Below are 19488 nucleotides of genomic sequence, written 5' to 3' on the forward strand. Positions count from 1 at the left end.
TAGATTAGTTACATTTTATGAGTAGATTCTATATGAAAAAAATACACAAAACGATTTTATCCATATCATGCTTACTGGTGGCGACTGGTTACGCCCTAGAGCCATTAAAGGATTCATCGGATCAATATGAAGGACGCATCGCGCAGCGGATGTTTTCGAAATTGGATACCAATCGTGATGGCGCCTTTACTGCCGACGAAGACCCCGCGCAGTGGAAGAAAAACAAGAAGTTGGATGCGAACGCTGATGGCGTAATTATACTTGAAGAATTGAAACTTAATTCGCTCAAGTATATTGACAGTCCAGGCCGCCAAATTCGCAACGTCTTGTTTAAACGCACTTCAACGGGCGATGTGTATCTGGATTTCTATTTCCCTGATGTGGATGACAGTGACAAAAAGCCAGTGGTTTTATATACCCATGGCGGTGGATGGGCCGCCGGCAGTAAGCAAGGCGCGGGGCATGCCTCTTTTGGAGTGGTGCATCAGGCACTTTTGAAAGAGGGCTTCTGTGTCGTATCCGTGGGCTATCGTTTGTGGTCGAAGGATGGGCAGACCTCAATGCGAGATTGTGTGATCGATTCCAAGGATGCACTTCGTTTTATTTCAGCCTACAGCAAAGAGCTGGGGATTGATCCGATGAAGATGTATACATTCGGCGATTCCGCAGGCGGGCATATCGCTCAGATGGTATTACTGTCACCGCCTGAGACTTTGGACGGTGACCCAGAATTGGCCCAATATACTTATCAAACGGTCGGTGGCGTTTCTTGGTATGGTCCCTGCGACTTTCAAGATGAACAATTGTTTAATCACGATGACCGTGAGAATTTCCGCGATCGCTTTGGCCCACGCATCATGGGAGCGAATTCCACGCCGGAGGATAAGGAGGCGCGTTATCGTGAGATGAGCCCCGTGAGCTATCTCAGCCCAGACAGCCCGCCCTTGTTGATGTTGCAAGGTGACCAGGATACCACCATCCCCGTGAAGCAAGCCTATCGCATGCAAGAAACTCTGGAGGCGATTCCTGCGCCCGTTGAAATCGTGATCGTTAAAAATGCCGGACATAATTGGCGCAGCGTGGACGCACCGATCGACCCCAGTCGTGATGAGATCATTCAACAAACGATTAACTTTTTCCTGAATCATCGTTAAGTGTTGGCTCAATTTTTCAGTAAGTAAAAGCACGATGAAATACCTCTACCGACTCGTATTAGGCCTTGGCCTTTTCCTTCATTGTTCACTCCAGGCTTCGCTGCAGCTGGGCTCCTTGTTCACTGATCACATGGTGCTGCAGCGCGACATGCCGATCCCTGTTTGGGGCATTGCCGAGGCAGAAGCGACGGTTCAAGTGAGTTTTGGAGATCAGGTGAAGCGGACGACTGCGGATGCAGCAGGGAAGTGGATGCTGCGACTGGATCCAGCGCGCGCGAGTTTTGAAGCACAAACAATGACCGTGCAGGTTTTGGCATCGGACGATGCCACTATTGAGCTTTCGGATATATTAGTGGGTGAAGTCTGGATTTGTTCAGGGCAGTCGAATATGCAGTTTCATGTCAATTCGGTGCCTGAATTGAAGGCATTGACTTCACAGGCAAAGCACATCCGTAGTTTCGAAGTCAAACGAACGGTAGCCTTTAGCGAGCAGTCCACTTGTGAAGGGGAGTGGGTCGACAGTTACCCGAGCAGCGCCGTGGCTTATGGCTTTGCGCACTTTCTACAAGAACAGGCCGAGGTACCTGTGGGGATCATTCTCACCGCATGGGGGAGTTCCTCGCTGGAGGCTTGGATGCCACGCGATATGGTCGCAACTGTGCCGCATTTCAGAACAATGATGGAGAAGTTCGATGCAGATAGTGTCACGCGTCGAAAAATTCAGTCGATACTCGATGGCCCTCAACCATGGTCGAAGTCGGACGATGTATTTCTTCGCAGGCAGGCGAATATTTTATACAATGCGATGATGGCGCCATTGGCTCCGTTTGCCTCACGCGGATTGGTTTGGTATCAAGGAGAGCGCAACACACAGTCGATGCACGGCATGGTGGAGACGCCCTGGTTCTCTTATAACTCCGGGATGCTCAAGTATGGGGATGCCCTGAAGGAGTGGATGCTGCGATACCGGCAGGAGTGGGGACGGGATGATTTTCAATTCCTCGTTGTGATGCTGCCCGGATATTATAAAGCGCTTGAAACGGGACCACAGGGGGACGCCGAAAGCCCGGTTACGCATTCCTGGGCATGGATGCGTGAATCTCAGCTGAAAGCTTTGGACTTAGCACATGTAGCGATCGCAAATACCATTGATCTTGGGGATGAGAAAAACATACATCCCAGAGACAAGCTACCAGTTGCTGAGCGTTTGGCACTACTGGCTGCGCGTGATACACTCGGCCTGGAGATCACGGCAGAGGGGCCGATGATGCAGAATGTGGAGGCCAGTGAGGATTCGCTCGTCGTGCACTTTAAGCATGCTTCCGGTCTGACCACGACTGATGGCAACGCGCCGACCGCATTTTGGATCGCTGATGAATCGGCCAAGTGGGTGCCGGCCACGGCTGAGATTCGGGGTCAGACTGTAGTGCTTCGCTCGCCGGAGCTAAAGCGCCCGCTCTATGTCCGTTATGCCTTTGCCGGGAAGCCGAACGTTAACCTTGTCAACGGTTCAGGGCTCCCAACCTATCCCTTCCGCACGGATTCTTTTCAACCTTAATGGATATGTCTTTGCTCAACACATCTCGTAATCTTATCTTTGCTCTGTCTCGGGGGGCGCTTGCGCTGCTCGCCACGGGCTCGTTCTCTTTAATTGCCAAAGACGATTTGGCGGAAGACCCCTTTGAATTAGCGCTCTCGCAAGAACATGCGGGGGATGGTCAAAAGCACTGGGAGGGGAAGAGCCCCGAGGAATTACGTGTGTGGGCCAAACAGAATTTGCATCGTAAATTGACTGCCAAACGGACGATCGACGCCGAAGCGCACCCTGAGTGGGCTTGGTTTCGCAAAGCGGGGCTAGGGCTCTTTTTACACTGGGGGCCGACCAGTGCCAACCCAGCGACCGGTGATGCCTGGGCGATGGTATGGTCGCAGCGCAAAGCAGATTCGGGGCGCTTTATGCAGCTCCCCGAAGCGATGTTTGCGGTGGCTGAGACCTGGAACCCTGAGAATTATCAACCTGACCGGTGGCTGGCAGCGGCCAGTAAGGCGGGCTTTGCTTATTCAGTGCTAACGACACGTCATCACGATGGCTATGCGTTGTGGCCGAGCGACCACGGCACCTGGGATACCGGCGATCTAATGGGAGGACGTGATTTGGTCCGAGATTACGTGGACGCTTCGCGCAAAAACGACATGAAGATCGGCTTTTACTACTCGGGCCCGAATTGGCATTATGACTATAAGAACCGCGAGTTCATGCATCCTGCCCAAAAGGACTTTCAGCTGAATTATAAGCATGAGCGGGTGGGGAAGACCTCAAAGCTCACACCCTTGATGGCGCTCTCTGGGCCAGAGGAGCAGGCTGAGTCCATTGGTCAGGTGCATGAGCTGATGTCCAATTACGGTCCGATCGATGTGATCTGGTGGGATGGCTCTGTCTCCGTCAGCGAGGAGGAGCTTAAAGTATTGCAGCCGAATATATTCGTAGCGCGTGGAAATATCGCGACGCCGGAAGGTGGGCATCAGGGTGCCAGCCACAATGTAAAAGTGACCAACGAAGCCGGCTGGTGGTGGGAGTCTTGTCAAAAGTCAGAAAATAGTTTTACGCCGAATTGGCACTACGGGGTCGAGTGTGAAACGAACCACTGGGACACCAATACCTTACTCACAGAGCTGATACGTTGTCGTTCGCTGGGAGGGAATTTACTGGTCAATGTGCCACCACGCGGGAACGGCGAAATGATGGATTGGTTTTATGAGCTCTGCGACGAGATGGCTGCCTGGATGGCGCACTCCCGCGAAGCGACTTATGATGTCGATCTCGATGCGCCCTTGCCGACCTTGGACAAGACGCAGAACTACACCACCAAGCGAGCGAATGTTTACTATTCCTTACCCGATGCGGAGAATGCGGTCTTTATCCGCGACGTGTCGCGCCCCGTGCAAGTGAGCCTATTACGCACGGGAGAGCCATTGGACTTTACTTACCGCGACTCTGCATTGCGCGTGGTCGTGCCTGCTGCGATGCGAACTGATTTACCGGACATGGTGAAAATCGTATTTTAAACTAAAAAGATAGAAGGCTATTTATGATTTGTAAGAAACTATTCTGTTTGCTGGGGCTCGGGGCTGCCGTGCTACTGACTGGCGAACTCGCAGCCCAGACTTTGGCGGGTAGCCGTCCGAATATCATCTTAGTGATGACCGATGACCAAGGCATGGGTGACCTGTCCTGCATGGGGAACGAGATTGTGCGCACGCCGCATATTGATCGCTTCTACAAACAGTCGACCCGCTTTACCGACTTTCAAGTCAGCCCGACCTGTGCGCCGACCCGTGCGGCCATCATGAGCGGACGTTTTCCGTTTAAGGTGGGGGTGACGCACACGATCTTACAACGCGAGCGCATGGCCCTGGATGTGCATACGCTGCCACAAGCACTGAAAAGTGCGGGCTATGCAACAGGTCTGTTTGGTAAATGGCATTTGGGGGACGAAGCCGAGTATCGCCCGCAAAGCCGGGGCTTCGATGAAGTGCTGATGCATGGAGCGGGCGGCATCGGGCAGACGGGCTTGGGCGATTTTGCGGCCAATAAAGAGAATCCATATTTCGATAATGTCTTATTGCACAACGATACAGTTGTGCAGACCCAAGGCTTTTGCACTGACGTGTTTTTTGATGCAGCCGAAGGCTGGATTCAGCAGCAACATGAGGCAGGTCAACCATACTTTGCCTACTTATCTCTGAATGCGCCTCATGGTCCCATGTATGCGCCTGAAGAATACAAACAGCACTTCCTGTCAGAAGGCTACGATGAAGATACCGCAGCTCGGTATGGCATGATTGAGAATGTCGACGACAACTTTGGGCAACTCATGGCCTTACTCAAAAAATGGAAGGCATTGGATAACACCTTAATCATCTTTATGACCGATAACGGCATGTCGATGAAGACCATCCTACGAGATGGCGAAAAAATTTCCCCGTTCAATGCCAACATGCGGGGCCGTAAAAACTCGCCCAACGAAGGTGGCACTCACGTTCCAGCTTTTTGGCAATGGAAGGGTGTTCTCAAGCGTGGTGTGGACATCGATGCCTTGGTCGCGCACATCGATTTATATCAAACTTTCGCCGAGTTAGCAGGAGCACAACTGCCGGCTGATATGCAAAGCCTTGATGGACGCTCTTTGCTACCGTTGCTGGAAGACCCTCAAGCTGATTGGGCTGACCGTGAGCTGTTCTTCCATTGTGGCCGTTGGAAGACCGGAGAGCGCGATACCTATAAATATCGTAATAACGCCGTGCGCACCGAACGCTGGCGCTTTGTGAATAATCAGCAACTCTACGATATCCAGCAAGATCCGGGGGAGACCAAAGACGTGTCGCATCAGTTTCCTGAAGTCGTGTCGCAACTTCGCAAGTCATACGACCAGTGGTGGGACTCCGCTTTGCCCTTGATGGTCAACGAAGGGCTTCCGCGCATTAAAGGCGATCATCCCTTGCAACAGCTTTACGAAGCGCAGCAAGAATCTGGGGAAATCGTAAACTGGACCCCAGAGAAGCTTTAGCAGTAAGAACCAGGTTGCCTCACTGTCCATGCGGCTTGAGGGCGTTCTTAGCGCAGCTGAAAACCTGCTTGTTGCCTTGTCCGACATGACCCTTTTTTGTAATCCTCATCTGGAGTGGCAGCTGATTTTGTATTCACTTCAACTCCTATTTTGACTTGGACCTGCGGGGGACTTTCGTTCGGATTTTTCTGAAAAAGCTCGGCGTATGCGCAAGATGCTGCCAGAGAGACAGGTTTTTTCTAAATATGCAGTCCTCCAATCCATCCACGCTCAGTCTGTTGCGGCTCATTGCTTTACATGTCCTCTTTATCGCGGCCAGTAATTACTTGGTGCAGTTCCCGATTCAAATTTTCGGCCTTCATACTACTTGGGGCGCATTCAGTTTTCCATTAATCTTTCTGACCACTGACCTCACCGTGCGCATCTGTGGGGCTGGGTTGGCGCGGAAGGTGATCTTTATTGCGATGTTTCCCGCCTTGTTGCTTTCGTATCTGATATCTGTGCTGTTTTTAGACGGGGCGTATCAGGGGGCCGGGCAATTACTGTCATGGAATGCATTTATCGCACGTATTGCGGTGGCAAGTTTTGCTGCTTATGCGATCGGACAACTGTGTGATGTCTTGGTGTTTAATCGACTCCGGCAGAGACAGCAGTGGTGGTTAGCTCCTGCGGCATCAAGCGTCTTTGGGAATGCGGTGGATACGGTCGCTTTTTTTGCAATCGCATTTTATGCGTCCAGCGATCCATTTATGGCTGCGAACTGGATGGAAATTGCAGCAGTTGATTACGCCTTTAAATTACTCATCAATATTCTCCTGTTTCTCCCTGCATATAAAGTGGTGTTACGCAGTTTACAGCGGCGATTGGAAGCGTCGACATAGGAGCCGCAAATGCGGCTTTGCTACTGGATCTGGTGGCTCACGCCAAGGAGCAGCTAGCAGTTTTAAGTGCGTCTACTGCAACTTAAGTTTCCATACTGAAGCTGAGTGCGGGAGGGCATCGGAGGTTCCATTTGCACTGTTTAATTTTAAGCAGACGCGACCCTATATATTTTGCGTTTCATCTTTTACTTTTTTGTACGCATCCTTCAATAGTCTTATTCCTTTGCCTTTTAACCTCCAGTCCAGCGGCTAATAGCAGCTCTCGGCACATTTTGTCTACATCAGCTATATTCTATGTCTATTCGAATCAAAGTGGCGACTACTGCCAAAGAACTCAGTGATGTCTATCGCCTGCGCTATCAGGTTTATGTGGTCGAAGAAGGGCTTTATGGCAGTGTGAGTGGAGACATCATTATTGATCGGTTTGATGCCCTGCCGAATACCGCTAATATTATTGCTTACGAGGGTGCGACCCCTGTGGGCACTATGCGTACTAACTTTGATAGCGAGGTATTGTTGCCGGCGGACGAAAGTTACGACTTTAGTGAATACCGTGAACGTGCGAACGAGCAAGCTCAGGCGCAGGGACTCGATCGGGCTTTGTTGGGCTGTTCTGGTATGCTGGCGATCGCTAAAAAGTGGCGTAATCGTAGGGATCTGTTTCGAGCTTTGTTTAAGCTAAGTTGTGATGTCGGGCATTCGTGGGGCGTGAGCCATATTATTGTAACCGCAAGGAGTGAGGCGCAGAGTATGTACCGGCGTATGGGCTTTGAAGCGCTCGAAGATGAGCTTTGGTATGAGCCGGCAGGCGCGCACATCGTGCCGATGGTCAGCGAGCTGGAGCGAATTTATCAATGGGCCTTCGGCGGTATGGTGGGCAAAAGCGACTTGCTGGAACGATTCAGTGGCTGTTTTCAGTACCTACTCTTCAGCGCCGGGGATTCAATTTTTTGCGAAGGTGATCAAGGGGACGAAGCTTATATTGTCAGCGCAGGTGCGGTGGATATTTCCCGCAAGGAAGGGGACGATCAGCTGAATCTGGCTACATTGAGCACGGGCTCTTTGTTTGGCGAATTGTCCTTGATAGATGAGCAAGCCAGATCGGCGGATGCCACGGCCGCGAAGAATACAGAACTGGTGGTGCTCAACCGTAAGACCTTTTGGGATAAGGCCCACGATGATCCGGAATACCTGCGCAGCTTGCTTTCGATCTTAAGTAAACGTCTGCGTGATGTCGATGACCGCGCCTTTGCCTATGCCCATGGCTCCACTGATTATCGGCTCAATTTTTTCCTTAATAAAGTTAAAGCACATGCGCTGCCTTTGAATAAATCCCCACAAGATTCTAAGGCAAAAATAAGTACCACTGCATTTGCTTATATGGCCAGCGCCCGGCTGGAGGAGGCCCTTGCATTTTTGGATCAATTACAGCTTGAAGGTAAGCTCAAGTATACGGATACAAGCATCACCTTTTATGGAGAACAGACACAGTGAAGAATGATCAAGCCAGTTCCACCGCATATACCGTGCTACAGGGCATTTTACACGTGGCCCAAGCCTCGCCTTATAGCTATTTAGTTGAAGATGAGGTGGTCGAGCTGGGACAGCAAATTTTGCAGGGCACTGAAGAGGGCCGCAATCGGCTGAAACAGTTGGCTACGCCGATGTTTACATGGTCGGTCAAGTTTCGTGAGCGCTTGGTTTTGCCAGGCATTACGCTGCATTATATTTTGCGCAAACGGCACGTGGAAGCGATTAGCCAACAGGCGATTGAAGAGGATGGCGTCACCCAAGTGGTCATGCTCGGCGCAGGTTTTGATACCTTGTCGTGGCGATTTCACAAAAGGTATCCACATGTCAATTTCATTGAAATCGACCATCCTGCCACTCAGAAGGCCAAAGTGGCGGGGCTGAATCCGGGGGGCGCGTCTAATATGCACTTTCTGAGTGTCGACTTCGCGCATCAGACCCTGCAGCACGAACTGAGTCATTTCGCCGGATTTGAGCCAGGGCGTAAGACCTTATTTATCTGCGAAGGGGTGATGATGTATTTGCCCGAGCAGGCGGTGCATGTTCTGTTTCAATCCATCCGAGCGCTGACCGGGGCTGGCAGCCAATTTCTATTCTCGACCCTGGAGCCGCGAAATAGCCCGAGAAACACGATCCCTAGCCTCTTGTATTATCACTTAAAGCTGATTGGAGAGCCGATCGCTTGGAGCATCGGCAGCGAGCGAATGGCCGATTTCATTCAGCAGCATGATTGCGAATTAAAGTCACTGGCAGGGCGGGATGCGCTGCTTGAGCGCTTTGTTAAAGACGATCGTAAACTACACTTGCACAGCGGCGAGTATTTCACCTTGTGTGAATACAAATAAGGGGTTTTTAGAGGCTTTATATAGCTTAATTTCTCTAGTGGATTTGCTTTAATCTGTTTAATTGAAATGATTATTGCCTATTTACATCTAAATAGCATCTTCGCTGGATTGAGATATTAGAATTCAGTTCTTTTAAAATGAATCATTGATTTCTAGCCATCTTGCCTTGCACTATGCTCAATTAAATGAGGTTTAATCCTTTTAATAAAAATGAAAAATACTAATTTTGGAAAGATGGTGTCGGCGGCGCGTAAGGCGCAGGGTTTGACGCAGCTCGAATTGCAGGATTTGTGCGGTGTGAGCGCATCTGTGATTTATAAAATAGAATCAGGTCGCGACGATTTCAGCTTGCGTAATCTGGTGGCGGTTTTGGATGCCCTGAGGATTCAGTTGCAGGCAAAAAGTCCCTTAGGCGTCGAGGTGCAGCTGAATGGATAGTTTGCGATTATTTGTCGGGCAGGTCTATGCTGGAGAGTTGCAGCGTGATGCAGTCGGCATCCGTTTTTCTTATGCGGATGGCTACCAGGGGGCTCCAGTATTCCTGAATTGGCCGCTGGCGTCTGAGGGGCTTTCTTGGGAGACCTTGCCGCCCGAGTTGAGTGGCTTACTACCTGAAGGTATGCAGCTTGAGCAATGGCGTGCTGCGCCCGTTACGGATTCGAGTGAATGGGGGCTGCTGGCTGCGGTGGGGGCGGATCTGCCGGGGCTGATTTCAGTCTTGCCGAGTGGCTCTGAGTCGCTGCCCTTAGGGCGTACGGCTGAGGGCCTCAAATCCTTGAATCGGGCACGGATACAGCCTGAATTAGACGCCTTGCCATACTGCGAGAGTGAACTGGCTGAGTTTAATACGGCGGCGGGTTTCCCCCATTCACTGGCGAGTTCTGGAGCCAGTGCGAGTGCGGTGTATTCGCGCAAGCAATCGGCGTTTAAGCTGGTGAAGCTTAATGGTAGCTATCGACTGACACCGGAGTCTCCGGACACTGTTGGGCAGGTAGAAAATCAGCTGTTGACGACCCAATTGGCGCAGGACGCGGGGCTGGCGGTGGCTTCGGTGGGGCGGCTGCGGACGACGGATGGACGGGCCGTTCTGTGGGCCGAGCGTTTCGACCGCACGGGCGCCTCTAATAGTCAGCGTTTACGAGTGGAATCTGCCTGCCAACTACTGGGGAAAGCTCGCACGGCTAAATATGAGGGCTCGCTGGAGGCGATTGCTGAATTGATACGTCAATACTGCACAAATCCTAAGATTCAGTTGATGCGCTTCTTCCATCGTGTGTTGTTTGGCTGGCTGTCGGGGAATGGCGGCCTCCACTTAAAGAAATGGGCACTTTTACAGAATGGGAACCTTATCGAGTTATCACCTGCTTATGGCATGATGAATCACGCGATTACCCGAAAGGACGCTAGCGAGAGCGCTTTATCGCTAGCTGGGCGGCGCGCAGGCTGGGATCGCGACAGCTTGTTGGAGTATTTGGGGAAGGAAGTTTGCGGGCTGAATCTGCGAATGATAGACCGCGTGCTGCATCAACTCGAGGCCGTACCTTGGGAGCCACGAATTCTTGGCAGTGGTCTCTCTAAAGCGAGCCAGCAGGCCTATTTCGAACTGCTCAGCGAGCGCTGGCGAAGATTACAGGACTAGGTAGTTCAGCGAAGCTAAGAATCGGTCCATCTCTCGCACGGTTGCAGTGTAGTAAGGCATCTGCGCTTCGGTGTAGTTGAAGAACCCATGCCCTTGTCCCTCGTAAAAATGCAGGTCGCAGCGGCGCCCGAGTGCTTCCATTTCTCGTTTGTAATCTTCAGCTGTTTGGACTGGCACATGCACGTCTTGGCTGCCGAATAATACCAGGGTGGGGGGCGTCGCTGCGCTCAGATTATGGGCTGGGGAGAACGCCTGCCAATAATCTTTGACTCGCTCATAGCCATAGCCTGTCGGGCCATTGTTATAAACGGGGTTGAAGAGCACTAGAGCTGCGGGCTTACAGCTGATCGAAAGGTCGTCGCTACTTTCATTGAAAGATTCAAGCGTGGCGGTGGCTGCGGCGACATGTCCGCCCGCCGAGCCGCCACCGGCAATAATATGCTTTGGGTCGATGCCAAGTTCGGGCGCGTGGGCACGTAGCCAGCGTATCGCAGATTTGCCATCTTTGACACATTCTTGCGGGCTGCTGCCGTGTTTTTTTTGCAATCGATATTCCGCGGATACGGCAAGCATTCCGCGAGAGGCTAAGTATTCGCAATGCGGGAAAAATTGGCTCGGAGCCCCTGCCATCCAGCCGCCGCCGTGGAAAAAAATGATTGCCGGCCGTCGATCGCTCGCGGTGTGTCCTGGTGGAAGAAATACATGTAAATTGAGCGCGTGGCCATCGACCTCTTTGTACACTCGCGTCAGCGATGGGTCGAAGCCTTGTATGTTGAGGCCTTCGGATGAGGAAATGTGGGACATACTAGCAACAAAGCGGTCCTGCCCGTGCCGCGTCAAGTCGCGGTCTAATTTTTTAAGTCGCTTCTAAGCCTAAGTTCGCGAGATTAAGCTATGACTTTTTCACAACTCGGTATGGCATCATACTTTTCGCAAGCGCTCACGCGGCATGGCTTTGTTGCGCCGACCCCCATCCAAAGCGCAGCCATTCCCGCGATTTTAGAAGGCTCGGATGTGCTGGGTGTCGCTAAGACGGGCTCGGGAAAAACTGCGGCTTTTGTTCTGCCTATTTTGCAAAAGCTCGACGCGACTGCGGCCGATTCACATCGAGCCCCCAGCGTGTTGGTGCTCGTGCCGACACGCGAGTTGGCGGATCAAGTAGCTGGGGTCTGGGGCGATTTTATTCCGAGCTTAAGTCACGCCTGCAGTTGCGTGGCTGTCTATGGTGGTGTCTCGATTAATACCCAGATGCAGGCTATGAACCGTGTGGACGTTTTAGTGGCCACGCCGGGACGTTTGCTGGACCTGCTGGATAAGAATGCGGTGGCGCTGTCGAATGTATCTACCCTGGTCTTAGACGAAGCGGATAAGTTACTGAACCTTGGCTTTGAGGCGGAGCTGAATCAACTCTTAGGCTTATTGCCGGGGAAGCGGCAGAATTTGCTCTTTTCGGCCACATTGAATGAAACTATCTCGGCAATGCAGCGAGTGATTCTAAAGGATCCGAAGCTATTGCAGGTCGATGAAGTGGGGGAGTCGATCGAACACATCCGCCAGCATGGGTATTTCGTCTCCGAAGAGCGTAAGGGGCCCCTGCTGCGCTACTTAATCAAAGAAGGAGGCATGCAGCGTGTCTTAGTCTTTGTGTCCTCGCGCAAGAAGGCCGATAATCTCACCTTCAAGCTGCGCAAGAATAAGATCAACGCCTGGCCGATACATTCCAAGATGGGGCAGCAGACGCGAAAAGACACTCTGGAAGGCTTTAAAGAAGGGCTCTTTCCAGTCTTGATCGCCACTGATCTATTGGCGCGCGGGATCGACATCGATTGTCTCTCGCAGGTGATCAACTACGAGCTCCCGCGTTCGCCTAAGGACTACCTGCACCGCATCGGGCGCACCGGTCGCGTCGAGGCCAGTGGCGAGGCGATTTCGCTGATCACGCCCGAGGAGGCGCATCACTTTAAAGTCATTCAGAAAAAGATGGGCCAGAAGGTGCCGATGGCTGCAAGTGACGAGATCGACCTGAGCGGGTATTGATTGGCTGGGAACGGCTGCTTCAGCTGCCGCAGAGAATCAGCCTAGTGGTGCATAAACAAAACAGACGTGGGGCAGCTAAAGCAGCCCGTCCTTGTGGCGACTCAGCTTTTGCGCTCGGGGCGGAGTTGTCGCTACATCGCTTCGGTTAATCCTCGATGTATGTTAGGAAAATACGCACCAATGCTGAATCGTTGGCAGAGACTGAATCTAAGAGTCGCAGGGTGACTTGATCAAATTCAGGGTTGATGGGCGTGCGCTCGCCAACTTCCTGATACAGGTTATCGATGGCTAGCCATTCTTGAGTGGCTGGGGCGTAACGCTGCAGCTGATAGTGCAAGTTGGGCGCATTGTTGCGCACTGGCAGGCTGAATTGGAAGTGGTCGCTACCTTGTTCACTGCTGACGATACTCAAGGGCAGCTGGTAGATGTCACTTTTGCTCGGGTCTAGGTTGAAGGCGAATTCTACTAGGTTTGCATTTGAATCTTGATCCATGTCTTCGATGGCGTCGCTCTCGCCATGCATGCGCTGGCTGAGCGTGAATTTCTCACGTTCCCAAAATTCATAACGCGTCAGAATCGGAAGTAGGGTGAGGTCTTGAGTCGTGCTTAATGGATTGGTCGCATCATTGTCATTGACCACGATATTTAAGTTCACAGGGCTAGAGCTTATCGGCGTAAAGTTTAAGCCGTATTGCGCACTGAGTGTGGTATTGATACGGTCAATCGGGGCGGTGAGTGTCAGTTGCCCGGTGCCATTTCCAGTAATCTGGGTTGCGCTTAGACCATTAGGGATGCTTGTGCTGAGCTCTAACTGCCCGCTTGAAACTGTGAGCGTTAAACTGGAGTGATTTAGGGCATCGGCATCGCTGATGGCGATACCTCTGAGATAAGTTGTGCTGAGCTCGCAAACTTCAAATTCAGCGGGGCTGATGATCTCCGGAGCGGCATTGGGCTCTGTGATTTCAATGGTGACTGTGTGCGTGCGCGTGCTGGATCCATCGTTGTCGTCAACGGAGATCCGGATCGCTCCTGTGCCCTCGCTGTTATTGGCTGTGAAGTAGACGGTTCGAGTGTCGCCAGTGCCAGTAATTGATATCGAACTATTGGCAATCAAGCTAGTATCTAGTGAAGTGGCGCTACTGCTGATTGAGCTGATTGCAGTATCTGAATCACTAATGTTGAAAGTAAATGAGCTGCGGACGCCTGGAGCGACGGTTTTGAGCGTGGTGCCTGAGATGATGGGGGCCACTGAGGTGCCTCCTGATCCGTCTCCGACGTCGAGGCTGGCCTCATTGAGCACTTGGCTCCACTGCGCATAAACGGTAATGCTGGGGCTAGAATCAGCCGGCGTGTTGGTATAGTTAACGCGCATGGCGCCGTATTGCAGTATGACTGTCTCTTCGACGAGTTCTTGATCCTTGGCGCCGTTCCAGTTGATCTCCTGCAACATCAGTCCGCGTAAGTCGACATCGTAAAAGGGGGTGCTGGAGGCACTGGTCCCGCGAGGAGTCATCTCAACTGCGAGCAGCCGAGCCGAGCTGATCTGTTGCCCGGTTGCCAATCGCTCGAATAATTTGGGGGAAGCTGTGTTGATGGATTTTGTGATCGTAAACGGCTGAAAACTGGCTCGACCAGCCCCGGAACCACTGCCACCACTTCCAATGCTGATTGTATTCTCGACGCCGAGTTCAAAGGTCCACAACTCATTCCAACCCTGATAGTTCGTATTTTTACTTTCGCCTGCGAAGCCCTCGGCACCGCCCTCGAACTGCATATACGCATCCCATGCGGCCACGCTGTACGAGCTGGAGAGCCATAGCGCAATGACGGAAGCTAAAATTCGAGATTTCACAACTCAGTCAGGAATCCAGTCAGGAATCAAATTCTCGTGTTGCTGACCTAGTTGATTTCCAAAGAAGCCTCATTGAGCACTTGGCTCCACTGCGCAGTCTTTGCCGGCTCGAAGCTTCCGTCGAGTTTTTGCTTATAATAGTCAATTTGCATCGCGCCATACTGAATCACGATGGTTTCTTCCACGATATCATCCCCATCACTACCAGACCAGGAGATGTCTTGTACCATTACAAATTTCAGGGTGTACCTGAGAAATGTGTCACCCGATGGACTGCCCGATTGACGCATGTAAATGATCATCTCGTCGAGATGTTGGCCATTGGTCAGATGAGTAAAGAAGCCCGTGCTCGCAGTATCGACCTTTTTGGTGAGGGTCATTGCTTTGAAAGTCGCACGGCCTGCACCTCCGCCTCCGCTGATAGAACCAATATTCACAGTGTTTTCCGCCCCGATCTTAAAGGAAAGCACCTCAAAGGCACCTAAACGTTGAGCCTCTTGGTCCAGGGTTTCACCGATGACCGTTGTGCTATCTGTCGCATACATGAAAACGTCATAGGAAGCATTTGCCGTCAAAAGTGGGCCACTGGCAATGAAGAGATAGAGGCAGCTCAGCAGCCAAGACTTGGGGGCTCGTAGTGTTTTCATAGTCGGAATCAAGGAAGTGAACAGCTAAGCAGGACTGCTGTGCAGCAGGGAAAATGGACTGTGTATAGAGCTTTAGCACAAATTTCCGCGATTAGAAAGTCTTAATGCCTCGATGCGTCAGCTTAATAGTCGGAGTCGTATGTTTTAGAAATAAGCCTATTGGAGACATTTGATCACGATTAATTCAATCGTCTCGAGCTCTGAGTGCATTAAATAGACTTCGTTCTTTATCGCCTCAGGGATCTGACTAGTGTGCTCCGTTTTTCTACAGAGATTAATATGAATATCGAATCCTACATCCGCGTGACTCCAGACTTTCCTAAGCCTGGTATCATCTTCCGTGATTTTACGCCTTTACTCGCCGATGGCCCGGCTTTTAAGGCTTTGATTGATCAGCTTAGCGCGCGCTATGCTGGCAAAGCAATCGATGTGGTGGTGGGGATCGAGGCGCGCGGCTTCGTCTTAGCATCCGCCTTGGCCTACGCTTTGGGCGCCGGCACGGTATTGATCCGAAAAGCTGGCAAGTTGCCGCACGCCACGCATGCGCAAGAATATGAGCTCGAATATGGCTCCAGTGTCTTGGAAATCAGCTGCGATGCCTTGCAGGCGGGGCAACGCGTTTTGGTGGTCGACGATGTGCTGGCCACTGGCGGCACAATCGGCGCGGCGGTCCAGCTGCTGAGCGAACACTTCGCAGTCACGATTGAAGAGCTGGCATTTCTGATCGAACTCGATGACTTAAAAGGGCGCGAAAAGCTGCCCCAGTTGCCGATCCATTCAGTCTTTCACTATTAGTCTATTAGGCATGACTCGTGCTCAGCCGCGAATACTATGAAAATGAAAATTTGGTGTAATCTTGCTCTTGGGGATGTAGAGCGAAAGCTTTTGCTAGACGGTCTGCACGGTCATGAACTGATTGAGTCCGAGGTCGGGGCGGCCTCAGTTCTTGCGGAGGCGGAGAGTGATCCTCTTCTAAACGAGGTCGATGTGGCCTTGGGCCAACCGGCCCCGCAGGACGTGCTCCAGGCGCCCAAACTTAAATACTTGCAGATCACCAGCGCGGGATACGCGCGCTATGATACGCCGAGCTTTCGTGCGGGCGTGCAAGCGCGCAATATTACGGTTGCGAATAGTTCGGGCGTGTATGACCTGCCCTGCGCGGAGCATTTGATGGCCTTCATGTTAGCACAAAGCCGTAATTTGCCAGCTGCGCTTTCGGAGAATTCCTGTGCCAGTGGCAGCGCGGAATGGAATGCGCTGCGCGCGGGCTGTCGGCCCTTGGCCGGCCAGTCGGTCTTGATCTTGGGCTATGGTGCGATCGCCGAAATGTTTGTGCAACTGCTGGCCCCCTTTAATATGAATGTCACTGCGGTGCGGCGCTCGCCCACCAGGAGCGAACGGGTGCCGACCGTCGCGTTGGATGCCTTGCCGGGCGTTTTGGGACAGGCGGACCACATCATCAGTATCTTGCCTGAAAGCGCGCAAACTTTGAACTTTGTCGACGCCAAGTTCTTGGCCGAGGTCAAAGCGGGGGCTGCTTTTTATAATATCGGTCGCGGCACCACCGTGAATCAGGCAGACTTGGCCGATGCGCTGCGCAGTCAACACTTGCATTCCGCCTGGTTGGATGTGACCGATCCGGAACCACTGCCGGAGCAGCATCCCTTGCGGGATTTGCCAAACTGCCACATTACGCCACACACTGCGGGCGGGCATTTGGGTGAATCGCTCAGCGTCATACGACACTTCTTGAAAAACTTGCAGGCCTTCGAATCCGGCCAGCCCTTACAGAATCGGATTATGTAGCTTTATCTTTCAGTCTGGCAGGACCAGCATTCCGAGAGATAGCCGTCCACCGTGTTGTGACAGTTCGGGCAAGTCCATTCCGGCAGCTCTTTCGTGTCTTGATGCAAATACTCCTCGATAATTCGTTTCGCCTCATCCGCCTGGGCATCCTCCAGCACATGGATGCTCGGGTAGAGGCTCGGAATCGGGATTTCCGTAATGTTGCCCCCGGTCCAATTTTTCACCAAAGTAGGAATGCCAGATTCTCGCAAAATACCATCGATCAAGCCGATCGATGAACTGTCATGATGTCTGTAAACTTCTTGCATAAGGCTTCGGGGTTAAGAAAAGCCATAGCTTGCTACATAAAAGCTCAAGTAGCAATATAAAGATTGGGCATTGGGGGCGTTTGAATCGTACTGTCTGGTTGCTGGCGTATTTCATAACCAGTTCATCCCCACGCGAGTGGGGAATGCCCGTCGAAGCTGGTGAGGGTTATGTTGCCCTTCGGTTCATCCCCACGCGAGTGGGGAATGCTTTTTTATGCTGCAACCGCAGCCGACTGACCACGGTTCATCCCCACGCGAGTGGGGAATGCCCGTCGAAGCTGGTGAGGGTTATGTTGCCCTTCGGTTCATCCCCACGCGAGTGGGGAATGCTTCGCCGATCGTGTCGACTGGCATGCGGCGGCCGGTTCATCCCCACGCGAGTGGGGAATGCTAGTTGGTTGTGATTGCTCGCTCGCGCTAGTCCGGTTCATCCCCACGCGAGTGGGGAATGCTAGATTCCTTAATGGGGGGCCTAGCTATCACGCGGTTCATCCCCACGCGAGTGGGGAATGCTTATTGTCTATGATCTGGCATGCATGCCCCGTCGGTTCATCCCCACGCGAGTGGGGAATGCCCGTTTGGACAGTGCGAGAGGCAAACGCGATCCGGTTCATCCCCACGCGAGTGGGGAATGCTTCGCGGGCGTCGTTCTGTGCGTATTGTGTCACGGTTCATCCCCACGCGAGTGGGGAATGCCTTGTTTTGGGGAGGTCGAATTGCTCGCAGAGCGGTTCATCCCCACGCGAGTGGGGAATGCCTTGTTTTGGGGAGGTCGAATTGCTCGCAGAGCGGTTCATCCCCACGCGAGTGGGGAATGCCGATTGAAATAAAACGGGGTAAAAATTCCGGCCGGTTCATCCCCACGCGAGTGGGGAATGCTATTCGCCAGCGAGCAGGCGATTGCGCCAAGTCGGTTCATCCCCACGCGAGTGGGGAATGCTTTTTAGCACCAGCAAAACAAAGAATTTTTTCCGGTTCATCCCCACGCGAGTGGGGAATGCTTTACGCGGTATCGCCTGAACAGGGCACCGCCCGGTTCATCCCCACGCGAGTGGGGAATGCACGGTGAAGTGTCTCCTCGTGTTGGGGAGGCACGGTTCATCCCCACGCGAGTGGGGAATGCGCTTATGTCTTGCAGACGGCTTTGCGAAAATACGGTTCATCCCCACGCGAGTGGGGAATGCGCGTGTTTGCTCTCGTCCTGGGTGTTCGCAAGCGGTTCATCCCCACGCGAGTGGGGAATGCTACACGCAAAGCGAATTAGCCTATGAACTAGGCGGTTCATCCCCACGCGAGTGGGGAATGCGCAACTCGTTATCATCTCCAGCATCCATCTCGCGGTTCATCCCCACGCGAGTGGGGAATGCGTTTGTCTTGATGGGTTAAAATGGTGATTCTTCGGTTCATCCCCACGCGAGTGGGGAATGCCGAATAATATCGGTGCACCGTCTCTTTGTTGCCGGTTCATCCCCACGCGAGTGGGGAATGCGATATAGAGAGCACAATACCACAGCAAAATTACGGTTCATCCCCACGCGAGTGGGGAATGCTGTTCTCCGCATACCAAGTCGTAAAATCCTCGCGGTTCATCCCCACGCGAGTGGGGAATGCGCGTTGTGCTCTGCGTTGGCCCCGAGTGCGCACGGTTCATCCCCACGCGAGTGGGGAATGCGTAGTTTTACACTCAATTTAGAAAGAGCTAACCGGTTCATCCCCACGCGAGTGGGGAATGCGCCAATTCCTCAGCCTCTAAGAGCTCCACCTGCGGTTCATCCCCACGCGAGTGGGGAATGCTTCCTCCTCCTCAGCCTTCAGCTCGTTCTCGACGGTTCATCCCCACGCGAGTGGGGAATGCTAGCCCGGGCTATTCACGTTTCCACTACTCACCGGTTCATCCCCACGCGAGTGGGGAATGCACACACATCATGGAAAAATACCTCGAACACATCGGTTCATCCCCACGCGAGTGGGGAATGCGGGGCCGTCGCGGTCGGCAACGATGCCGCCGACGGTTCATCCCCACGCGAGTGGGGAATGCGCTGCGCGAGGAGAGGTTGAAGCACTGGTGGGCGGTTCATCCCCACGCGAGTGGGGAATGCGAACAGCTAAATCACCGATCCAAGACAAGAGACGGTTCATCCCCACGCGAGTGGGGAATGCAACACTAGGGAGATGCACTCAGAAGCCGCCCGCGGTTCATCCCCACGCGAGTGGGGAATGC

At 52.6% G+C, this 19488-nt stretch carries 16 protein-coding genes and 1 CRISPR repeat array; of the genes, 12 read left to right on the forward strand and 4 right to left on the reverse strand.

The window, feature by feature from the left end:
• The first annotated feature begins 32 nt into the window (after window positions 1-32).
• The 9 genes from QEH52_RS12880 (at window position 33) to QEH52_RS12920 (ending at window position 10617) form a co-directional block, all read left to right on the forward strand.
• Window positions 33-1154 carry an alpha/beta hydrolase gene (locus QEH52_RS12880; RefSeq protein ID WP_308950986.1) on the forward strand — a complete coding sequence of 374 codons (1122 nt, stop codon included), beginning with the start codon at window positions 33-35 and terminating at the stop codon, window positions 1152-1154.
• A gap of 34 nt (window positions 1155-1188) precedes the next feature.
• Complete coding sequence (locus QEH52_RS12885; protein ID WP_308950988.1) at window positions 1189-2712, forward strand: sialate O-acetylesterase; 1524 nt, start codon at window positions 1189-1191, stop codon at window positions 2710-2712.
• Window positions 2712-4220, forward strand: a complete 1509-nt coding sequence (locus QEH52_RS12890; RefSeq protein ID WP_308950989.1) for an alpha-L-fucosidase — start codon at window positions 2712-2714, stop codon at window positions 4218-4220. The genes QEH52_RS12885 and QEH52_RS12890 overlap by 1 nt, the downstream gene beginning before the upstream one ends.
• A 23-nt stretch (window positions 4221-4243) precedes the next feature.
• Window positions 4244-5722, forward strand: a complete 1479-nt coding sequence (locus QEH52_RS12895) for an arylsulfatase (RefSeq protein WP_308950990.1) — start codon at window positions 4244-4246, stop codon at window positions 5720-5722.
• 245 nt (window positions 5723-5967) lie between these two features.
• Entirely contained in the window at window positions 5968-6603 is a 636-nt protein-coding gene (locus tag QEH52_RS12900) for a 7-cyano-7-deazaguanine/7-aminomethyl-7-deazaguanine transporter (protein WP_308950991.1), read from the forward strand.
• Window positions 6604-6897: 294 nt separating this feature from the next.
• The gene (locus tag QEH52_RS12905) at window positions 6898-8097 is read left to right on the forward strand and encodes an N-acyl amino acid synthase FeeM domain-containing protein (RefSeq protein WP_308950992.1); all 1200 of its coding nucleotides are present in this window, start codon (window positions 6898-6900) and stop codon (window positions 8095-8097) included.
• Window positions 8094-8978: a class I SAM-dependent methyltransferase gene (locus QEH52_RS12910; RefSeq protein WP_308950994.1), complete on the forward strand. Its 885-nt coding sequence runs from the start codon at window positions 8094-8096 to the stop codon at window positions 8976-8978. The genes QEH52_RS12905 and QEH52_RS12910 overlap by 4 nt, the downstream gene beginning before the upstream one ends.
• 210 nt (window positions 8979-9188) lie before the next feature.
• Entirely contained in the window at window positions 9189-9416 is a 228-nt protein-coding gene (locus tag QEH52_RS12915; RefSeq protein WP_308950995.1) for a helix-turn-helix domain-containing protein, read from the forward strand.
• Window positions 9409-10617 carry a type II toxin-antitoxin system HipA family toxin gene (locus tag QEH52_RS12920; protein WP_308950997.1) on the forward strand — a complete coding sequence of 403 codons (1209 nt, stop codon included), beginning with the start codon at window positions 9409-9411 and terminating at the stop codon, window positions 10615-10617. Before QEH52_RS12915 ends, QEH52_RS12920 begins: the two co-directional genes overlap by 8 nt.
• Here the strand turns inward: QEH52_RS12920 and QEH52_RS12925 are convergent.
• Window positions 10606-11421 carry an alpha/beta hydrolase gene (locus tag QEH52_RS12925; RefSeq protein ID WP_308950999.1) on the reverse strand — a complete coding sequence of 272 codons (816 nt, stop codon included), beginning with the start codon at window positions 11419-11421 and terminating at the stop codon, window positions 10606-10608. The two genes, QEH52_RS12920 and QEH52_RS12925, sit on opposite strands and share 12 nt — an antisense overlap.
• A 90-nt stretch (window positions 11422-11511) precedes the next feature.
• Between QEH52_RS12925 and QEH52_RS12930 the strand changes: the two genes are divergently transcribed.
• Window positions 11512-12654, forward strand: coding sequence for a DEAD/DEAH box helicase (locus tag QEH52_RS12930; protein WP_308951000.1), 1143 nt, complete (start codon window positions 11512-11514; stop codon window positions 12652-12654).
• A gap of 145 nt (window positions 12655-12799) precedes the next feature.
• On the opposite strand, the gene QEH52_RS12935 is transcribed toward QEH52_RS12930, so the two are convergent.
• Both QEH52_RS12935 and QEH52_RS12940 read right to left on the reverse strand, forming a co-directional pair.
• Window positions 12800-14506: a type VI secretion system tube protein Hcp gene (locus QEH52_RS12935; protein WP_308951001.1), complete on the reverse strand. Its 1707-nt coding sequence runs from the start codon at window positions 14504-14506 to the stop codon at window positions 12800-12802.
• 47 nt (window positions 14507-14553) lie between these two features.
• The gene (locus tag QEH52_RS12940) at window positions 14554-15153 is read right to left on the reverse strand and encodes an Hcp family type VI secretion system effector (RefSeq protein ID WP_308951002.1); all 600 of its coding nucleotides are present in this window, start codon (window positions 15151-15153) and stop codon (window positions 14554-14556) included.
• A 279-nt stretch (window positions 15154-15432) separates the two neighbouring features.
• On the opposite strand from QEH52_RS12940, the gene QEH52_RS12945 reads away from it, so the two are divergent.
• Both QEH52_RS12945 and QEH52_RS12950 read left to right on the forward strand, forming a co-directional pair.
• On the forward strand, window positions 15433-15948 hold the full coding sequence (locus QEH52_RS12945; protein ID WP_308951003.1) for an adenine phosphoribosyltransferase: 516 nt from the start codon (window positions 15433-15435) through the stop codon (window positions 15946-15948).
• 36 nt (window positions 15949-15984) lie between these two features.
• A complete protein-coding gene (locus QEH52_RS12950) occupies window positions 15985-16959 on the forward strand; it encodes a D-2-hydroxyacid dehydrogenase (protein ID WP_308951005.1) in 975 nt (324 codons plus the stop codon).
• Between the two features lie 2 nt (window positions 16960-16961).
• Here QEH52_RS12950 and QEH52_RS12955 read toward each other — a convergent pair whose 3' ends face one another.
• Window positions 16962-17267, reverse strand: a complete 306-nt coding sequence (locus QEH52_RS12955) for a putative signal transducing protein (RefSeq protein WP_308951007.1) — start codon at window positions 17265-17267, stop codon at window positions 16962-16964.
• A 118-nt stretch (window positions 17268-17385) separates the two neighbouring features.
• Window positions 17386-19488: a CRISPR direct-repeat array (repeat unit 29 nt; unit sequence CGGTTCATCCCCACGCGAGTGGGGAATGC).

The sequence above is a fragment of the Thalassobacterium maritimum genome (assembly GCF_031127805.1).
GTDB lineage: Bacteria > Verrucomicrobiota > Verrucomicrobiia > Opitutales > Coraliomargaritaceae > Thalassobacterium > Thalassobacterium maritimum.

Coding starts and splice junctions, on each gene's coding strand:
- QEH52_RS12940 (WP_308951002.1), bottom strand. CDS start 15,153: ATGAAAACACTACGAGCCCCCAAGTCTTGGCTGCTGAGCTGCCTCTAT.
- QEH52_RS12920 (WP_308950997.1), top strand. CDS start 9,409: ATGGATAGTTTGCGATTATTTGTCGGGCAGGTCTATGCTGGAGAGTTG.
- QEH52_RS12885 (WP_308950988.1), top strand. CDS start 1,189: ATGAAATACCTCTACCGACTCGTATTAGGCCTTGGCCTTTTCCTTCAT.
- QEH52_RS12945 (WP_308951003.1), top strand. CDS start 15,433: ATGAATATCGAATCCTACATCCGCGTGACTCCAGACTTTCCTAAGCCT.
- QEH52_RS12895 (WP_308950990.1), top strand. CDS start 4,244: ATGATTTGTAAGAAACTATTCTGTTTGCTGGGGCTCGGGGCTGCCGTG.
- QEH52_RS12880 (WP_308950986.1), top strand. CDS start 33: ATGAAAAAAATACACAAAACGATTTTATCCATATCATGCTTACTGGTG.
- QEH52_RS12915 (WP_308950995.1), top strand. CDS start 9,189: ATGAAAAATACTAATTTTGGAAAGATGGTGTCGGCGGCGCGTAAGGCG.
- QEH52_RS12930 (WP_308951000.1), top strand. CDS start 11,512: ATGACTTTTTCACAACTCGGTATGGCATCATACTTTTCGCAAGCGCTC.
- QEH52_RS12950 (WP_308951005.1), top strand. CDS start 15,985: ATGAAAATGAAAATTTGGTGTAATCTTGCTCTTGGGGATGTAGAGCGA.
- QEH52_RS12905 (WP_308950992.1), top strand. CDS start 6,898: ATGTCTATTCGAATCAAAGTGGCGACTACTGCCAAAGAACTCAGTGAT.
- QEH52_RS12900 (WP_308950991.1), top strand. CDS start 5,968: ATGCAGTCCTCCAATCCATCCACGCTCAGTCTGTTGCGGCTCATTGCT.
- QEH52_RS12955 (WP_308951007.1), bottom strand. CDS start 17,267: ATGCAAGAAGTTTACAGACATCATGACAGTTCATCGATCGGCTTGATC.
- QEH52_RS12925 (WP_308950999.1), bottom strand. CDS start 11,421: ATGTCCCACATTTCCTCATCCGAAGGCCTCAACATACAAGGCTTCGAC.
- QEH52_RS12890 (WP_308950989.1), top strand. CDS start 2,712: ATGGATATGTCTTTGCTCAACACATCTCGTAATCTTATCTTTGCTCTG.